This window comes from Streptomyces sp. NPDC048659 (assembly GCF_040650575.1).
In the GTDB taxonomy this organism is placed as follows: domain Bacteria; phylum Actinomycetota; class Actinomycetes; order Streptomycetales; family Streptomycetaceae; genus Streptomyces.
This window is the reverse complement of record NZ_JBEZHM010000050.1, coordinates 57,645-63,814: the sequence shown is the minus strand read 5'-3', so window position 1 is coordinate 63,814 and position 6,170 is coordinate 57,645. Positions and strand designations below refer to the sequence as shown.

Genomic DNA, 6,170 nt, shown 5'->3' with positions numbered 1-6,170 from the left:
ACGGTGTCGTAACTCCGCCGCACCCGCTCGTGACCGGGCCGCCGGACCCCCGTGCGCGTGTCCGCCATATTCGCTGTATCCGCCGTATCCGTCGTCTCGATCTTGGCGCGGAGGCGCTTCACGTGGACGTCGAGGGTCTTCGTGTCGCCCACGTAGTCCGCGCCCCAGACGCGGTCGATCAGCTGCATCCGGGTGAGGACGCGGCCCGCGTTGCGCAGCAGCATCTCCAGGAGGTCGAACTCCTTCAGCGGCAGGTCGACCTTGCCGCCCGCGACGGTGACCACGTGCCGGTCCACGTCCATGCGGACCGGGCCGGCCTCCAGGGCCGCGGGGGTGACCTCCTCCGGCTCGCCGCGGCGGCGCAGGACCGCGCGGATGCGGGCGACCAGCTCCCGCGAGGAGAAGGGCTTCGTCACGTAGTCGTCGGCTCCTATTTCCAGGCCGACGACCTTGTCGATCTCGCTGTCCTTGGCGGTCACCATGATGACCGGGACGTTCGAGCGGCCGCGCAGCTGGCGGCACACCTCGGTGCCGGGCAGCCCCGGCAGCATCAGGTCGAGGAGGACGAGGTCCGCTCCGTTGCGCTCGAACTCGTCGAGGCCGTCGGGCCCGGTCGCCGCGACGGCGACCTCGAAACCCTCCTTGCGGAGCATGTAGGACAGGGCGTCGCTGAAGGATTCCTCATCCTCGACGACAAGCACTCGGGTCACGGAAGGACCTCCGGGGCGGGGAGCGGTTCGGTCATGAGAGCGGGGGTGTGGGAGAGGCGGAGGCGGAGGTGCCGGGGGCGGTGTCGAACTCCGCGCCGAACTCCGTGTCGAAGTCCGGGTCGAAATCGGTGTCGAGGTCCGGGGCGGCGCCGGCCTCGGCGGCGGACCCGCGGTTCCGCCGCGCGGCGCCCGCCTCGGGCAGCCGCAGGGTGAAGGTGGAGCCCTGGCCTTCGGTGCTCCAGACCGTGACCTCCCCGCCGTGCGAGGCGGCCACGTGCTTGACGATGGCCAGGCCGAGCCCCGTACCTCCGGTGGCGCGGGAGCGGGCCGGGTCGACGCGGTAGAACCGCTCGAAGACCCGCTCGCGGTCCTTCTCCGAGATGCCGATGCCCTGGTCGGTCACGGCTATCTCGATCAGGTCGCCGCCGGGTGCCGCGACGCGGCGGGCGGCGATGCCGACCCGCGTACGGGCCGGCGAGTAGTTGACGGCGTTCTCGACGAGGTTGCCCAGGGCGGCGGCGAGCTGGCCTCGGCTGCCCCAGACGTGCAGGTCGGCGGTGCCGCCGGAGGCCATGGTGATCTGCTTGGTGGACGCGGTGTGGCGGGAGCGGTCGATCGCCTCGGCGACCAGCTCGTCCACCCGCACCGGCTCGGAGTCCTCCAGCGGGTCGTCGTTCTGCACCCGGGAGAGGTCGATGAGCTCCTGTACGAGGTTGGTGAGGCGGGTGGCCTCGATCTGCATCCGGCCGGCGAAGCGGGTGACCGCCTCGGGGTCGTCCGAGGCGTCCATGACGGCCTCGGAGAGCAGCGAGAGGGCGCCTACGGGAGTCTTGAGCTCATGACTCACGTTGGCCACGAAGTCGCGCCGCACCGCCTCGATGCGGCGCGCCTCGGTCAGGTCCTCGACGAGCAGCAGGACCAGGCGGGAACCCAGCGGGGCGACCCGGGCGGAGACGGCGAGGGCCTCGCCGCGTCCCGTGCCGCGCCGCGGCAGGTCGAGCTCGACCTGCCGTATCTCCCCGTCCCTGCGGGTGTCGCGGGCCATGTTGAGCATGGGCTCCACGGCCAGCTTGCCGCCCCGGACCAGGCCGAGGGCGTACGCCGCCGAGCTGGCCTTGACCACCGAGTCGCTCTCGTCGAGGACGACCGCGGAGGAGCGCAGCACGGACAGCACGGTGTCGACGCCGGGCGGGAGCACGGCGTCGGTGTGCAGGGAGGTACGGGTGGGTCTCGTCTGGTCGCGCTCGCTCCAGCGGAACGCCAGCATGGCGATCACGCCGGTGCACACTCCGGCGATAGCGGCCAATGCGGCGACCGCCGCGTTCACGTCCATGGCATCCAGGTTATGCGGGTCCGCCGACACTCTCCCAGCCGTCCGAGTGGCTGCTCGAACAGTCGTCGCCCAGAGTTCACCATGGGGACGGTGCTGGTTCATTTGCTCGGGTGGGCATCGCGCCGCGCGTCGCCCAGAGTTCACCTGGGTGACGGTGCCGGTTCATGTGAGGGGGTGGATCCCGACGCGTACGGGGCCGAACGTGGGAGCGTGGGAGTCCGAGCCCACCCGATCCCGGCCGCGGAGCCGGTCCCGGTCAGAGAGCCGACTCCGGTCGTCGTAGAGGTAGAGAGGGACATCCATGCGTGACGCGTACCACGAGGAACTTGACTCGATCGGCGAGGGCCTGGTCGAGATGGCCCGCCTGGTCGGGTCGGCGATCGGGCGCGCCACGACGGCGATGCTGGACGCGGACCTGAAGCTGGCGGAGAGCGTCATCGCCGCCGACCAGCGGGTCGACGACCTCCAGCACGACCTGGAGGCCCGCGCGATAGCCCTGCTCGCCCGGCAGCAGCCGGTGGCGACGGACCTGCGGATCGTGGTCACCTCGCTGCGGATGAGCGCGGACCTGGAGCGCTCGGGCGACCTGGCCCAGCACGTGGCGAAGCTGGCCCGGCTGCGCTTCCCGGACCGCGCGGTGCCGAACGACCTGCACGCCACGATCCTGGAGATGGGGCAGCTCGCCCAGCGCCTGATGGCGAAGGCGGCGGAGGTCATCATCACCAAGGACGTCGACCTGGCACTCCAGCTGGAGCAGGACGACGACGAGATGGACCTGCTGCACCGGACGCTCTTCCAGCACCTGATCGACGACCGCTGGAGCCACGGCATAGAGACGGCCGTCGACGTGACGCTGCTGGGCCGCTACTACGAGCGCTTCGCCGACCACGCGGTGTCGGTGGCCAAGCGCGTGGTGTACCTGGTGACGGGCGAGCACGCGGACGAGCTCCAGCCGGCGGAGTCGCCGGTCGAGGGCGCGTAAGCCGTACGGAGGCGGGGGTCGCACACCAGTGCGCCGTCGGTGCGCCCCGTGGCGCGGGCATTCCCTGGGCATGCACGGGGAAGAGGCGAGGTACGCCTTCCAGGGAGGGACCCCATGGCCGAATCCGCTCCGACCACCGACCCCCAGCAGGAGATCCCGCGCGACGCGCGGTTCCTGCCCGTCCTCGGCGCCTGCGGCTGCGGCTCGGGCTGCGGCTGCGGCTGCCAGTCCGGCGGGCCCTGCCAGTGCGGGGGCTGCTCCGGCTGACCTGAGGCCGGGCCCCGCCGACCGGGCGGGGCCCGGCCCCGGGCACCGGCCTCAGGCGCCCTGGGCGCCGCCGGGGCCGATGCCGAGGACGCCGACGGTCTGGCCGCCGCTGGTCTCGCCGGTCTCCTCGAAGCCGAGCCGGCGGTAGAAGTCGCCGGGGCCGTGCTCCCCCGGCTCCCAGCTCACGTACATCTCGCGCGCCCCGCGCCGCGCCAGCTCCTCGCGCACGGCGTCCACGGCGAAGCGGCCGTATCCCTTGCCCTGGTGTTCGGCGCCGATGTTCAGGCGCCACAGCCCGCTGCGCCGGTCGGCCGGGTCCTTCGCCGGGTTCCACTGGATGTCGACGAACGCCATCAGGAACCCGACGAGCTCCTCCCCGTCGAACACCAGCCGGGGCCAGGCGGTCTCGCCGTGCGCGTACGCCTCGGCGAGGGAGTGGGCGACGGGGGCGACGTTCTCGGTCTGGTGCGGGTGGACGCGCAGGGCGAGGGCTGCGTCGACGTTGGCGGGGGTGACGGCTTCGAGGCGCGGTGACGTGCTGTTCATGGGCCGGACGGTAGCCAAGGGGCGGCCGGACCGCATCGGAATAAGGGCCCCCGTCCCCGGGGGCCCTTCCCTTACGGGCTTCCCTCACGTGCCGAGGAAGGCGACCGAGCGGAGCTTCAGGCGGTCGGAGGCGGGGCGCCCGTGCGGGCTCAGGGTCCAGTGGTCGCCGCCGCAGTCCGGTCCCGTGAAGACGATCGCGTACTCGTCGGTGTCGTTGTGCGGGGCGAAGGCCGGCTCCGAGGCGCCGGGGTCCGCGACCTCGGGCAGCACGAGGCACCGGCCGCTCTCGGGGTCCTGGAGCGTGACCGGCACGGGCCTGCCGTCCAGGCCGACGACCTTGTAGTGGAAGGCGCCGGTGGCGGCGTGGGCGGGGGTGGCCAGGGCGGCCGTCAGGGCGAGGGCGCCGCAAGCGGCGGCGAGGGAGTGCCGGAGACGCACAGGGGTTCTCGTTCCGTGAGGTGCGGGATGCGGACGGGCGCCGACCGGAACGGACGCCCGACCGCACCACTGCTCCCCCACGGCCCCGTCCATGCCGATCCGGCCGGCCGGAAGGTTTCGCCCTCACCCGTCCGGCCGTTCCCCTGGGTCACGACGAGGGCCCCCTCCCCGGCGGCGTACACCGTGGGGAGGGGGCCCTTCGCGCGTGTGTCAGGACTACTTGCCCTGGTTCTTGATCCGACCTGGGACGGTGCCTGACAGACGGCACCTGACCTGCGGTCGAGCGGACGCCGATTGTCACCCTTGGCCGCCGTCGGCTGCCCTTCCACGGCCCATAGACGGCCCTGCCAGAGACGGCGGACAGGGACATATCCGGAGAAGGCTCACCTCGCCACCTCACCAACGGGAGACACGATTGACGATCGTGCGTCATTTCTGGATGTGCCAACGGCGCATCTAGACGCTAGACTGTCCTCAACCGACGAATGGAGGTCTCTCGTGGCCGTATACGCGTTCTGGAACAATAAGGGCGGCACCGGCAAGACGAGCCTGTGCTTTCAGTCCATCTGCTTCTACGCCCACCAGCACCCCGACGAGCGGATCCTGGCGATCGATGTCTGCCCGCAGGCCAACCTGTCCGAACTCTTCCTGGGGGGGCTCGCGAACGACGGCAGCGGCAAGCTCCTCGCCCGCCAGGGAGAAATGCCGCGAGCGACGATCGGCGGCTACTTCCAGCAGAGGCTTCCGTCGCCCTACTCCCCGCCCAACTTCTCCCCGATGGACTTCGTAACGACCCCCAGCCAGTACAACCAGGCTGTGCCGGAGAACATCGACCTGGTCTGCGGCGACCCTCTCCTGGAGCTCCAGGCAAACGCGATCTCCACGCTGGCCAACAACCAGATTCCGGGAACGAATGCGTGGCTGTCGGTCATCGACTGGATCCAGGATCTCCTGGCGCCCATCCGAGACCAGTACGACACCATCTTTGTCGACTGCAACCCGAGCTTCTCGATCTACACGCAGATCGCTCTGTCTGCAGTGGACCGCCTGATCCTGCCTGTCATGGCTGACGACTCTTCTCGTCGAGCCATTCAGAACGCCTTCTCCCTTGTCTACGGCCTGAAGCTCCCCTCTGACATTTACGCCACCTACGCATTCGCCACCCGCCTCAAGGCGGCGGACCGTGAACTCCCGCGAGTACATGCGATCGCCAAGAATCGCCTCACTCAGTACATGGGCCCCGCATCCGCTTACGCGGCCGTGCTGCGCTCCATCGACGGCGACGTAGGCAAGTTGCTGCAGAGCAACCCGGAGATCTTCACCTTCGACGAGCGCTCGAAGGGTGTGGTGGACATTCGTGACTTCCAGACGACCGGCGTTGTCGCCTTTGCGCGGGGGTGCCCGCTGTACGCCCTCCAGGCCGGTCGCCTCGACGTGATGGGGCACCGCGTCTCAGTCCACGAGGACTACAGGCTGAACTGCGTCGCAGCTATGAACGATCTGACGTCGATGCTGTAGGCCTGCGCTCACAAGCAGCCTTCACCCAACAAGGACGATCACGTTCGACTGAACCATGACCGTCTTCTTCGGTCAGGCGAGTGGGGTCTCGCGGGTACGAATCCCCCTACCTACTCACCTCCTACCCCAACTTCCATCCCGTCTGCCGTCGACCCACCGGCCGGCACCCGCCCGCAGGCCCCTCCCATCCCGGAGCCTCAGCGCCCCCGCCGGAGGCATGTCGGGGACCTGAGGAGCCGGCGGCCGTTGGGGCGCGGACTCATGCTTTCGGGCCTATCCCTTCTTGCAGGGGCGGGCGTCGGCGCAGCGGGGGCGGAGCGGGCCGAAGGACACTCCGACCCCGGCCTGACACTGCGGGTGTACGCCCACCTCATGC

7 protein-coding genes are annotated in these 6,170 nt (G+C 70.4%); 3 read left to right on the top strand and 4 right to left on the bottom strand.

Going from position 1 to position 6,170, the window contains the following annotated elements; translation table 11 throughout:
- A partial coding sequence (locus tag AB0C99_RS30415) for a response regulator transcription factor (protein ID WP_362481839.1) occupies nt 1-710 on the bottom strand: 710 nt, incomplete at its 3' end.
- Nucleotides 711-741: 31 nt separating this feature from the next.
- A complete protein-coding gene (locus AB0C99_RS30410; protein WP_362481837.1) occupies nt 742-2,043 on the bottom strand; it encodes an ATP-binding protein in 1,302 nt (433 codons plus the stop codon).
- Nucleotides 2,044-2,344: 301 nt separating this feature from the next.
- On the opposite strand from AB0C99_RS30410, the gene phoU reads away from it, so the two are divergent.
- Nucleotides 2,345-3,025 carry a phosphate signaling complex protein PhoU gene (gene phoU, locus AB0C99_RS30405; protein WP_362481834.1) on the top strand — a complete coding sequence of 227 codons (681 nt, stop codon included), beginning with the start codon at nt 2,345-2,347 and terminating at the stop codon, nt 3,023-3,025.
- Nucleotides 3,026-3,139: 114 nt separating this feature from the next.
- Nucleotides 3,140-3,292, top strand: a complete 153-nt coding sequence (locus tag AB0C99_RS30400) for a hypothetical protein (protein WP_362481831.1) — start codon at nt 3,140-3,142, stop codon at nt 3,290-3,292.
- A 51-nt stretch (nt 3,293-3,343) separates the two neighbouring features.
- Here the strand turns inward: AB0C99_RS30400 and AB0C99_RS30395 are convergent, their stop codons facing one another.
- Nucleotides 3,344-3,838 (bottom strand): GNAT family N-acetyltransferase, encoded by a 495-nt coding sequence (locus AB0C99_RS30395; RefSeq protein WP_362481828.1) that lies wholly within the window; start codon nt 3,836-3,838, stop codon nt 3,344-3,346.
- 84 nt (nt 3,839-3,922) lie between these two features.
- The gene (locus AB0C99_RS30390; RefSeq protein WP_362481825.1) at nt 3,923-4,276 is read right to left on the bottom strand and encodes a hypothetical protein; all 354 of its coding nucleotides are present in this window, start codon (nt 4,274-4,276) and stop codon (nt 3,923-3,925) included.
- 498 nt (nt 4,277-4,774) lie between these two features.
- Between AB0C99_RS30390 and AB0C99_RS30385 the strand changes: the two genes are divergently transcribed.
- Entirely contained in the window at nt 4,775-5,794 is a 1,020-nt protein-coding gene (locus AB0C99_RS30385; RefSeq protein WP_362481822.1) for a ParA family protein, read from the top strand.
- Nucleotides 5,795-6,170 lie beyond the last annotated feature (376 nt).

Coding starts and splice junctions, on each gene's coding strand:
- AB0C99_RS30410 (WP_362481837.1), bottom strand. CDS start 2,043: ATGGACGTGAACGCGGCGGTCGCCGCATTGGCCGCTATCGCCGGAGTG.
- phoU (WP_362481834.1), top strand. CDS start 2,345: ATGCGTGACGCGTACCACGAGGAACTTGACTCGATCGGCGAGGGCCTG.
- AB0C99_RS30400 (WP_362481831.1), top strand. CDS start 3,140: ATGGCCGAATCCGCTCCGACCACCGACCCCCAGCAGGAGATCCCGCGC.
- AB0C99_RS30395 (WP_362481828.1), bottom strand. CDS start 3,838: ATGAACAGCACGTCACCGCGCCTCGAAGCCGTCACCCCCGCCAACGTC.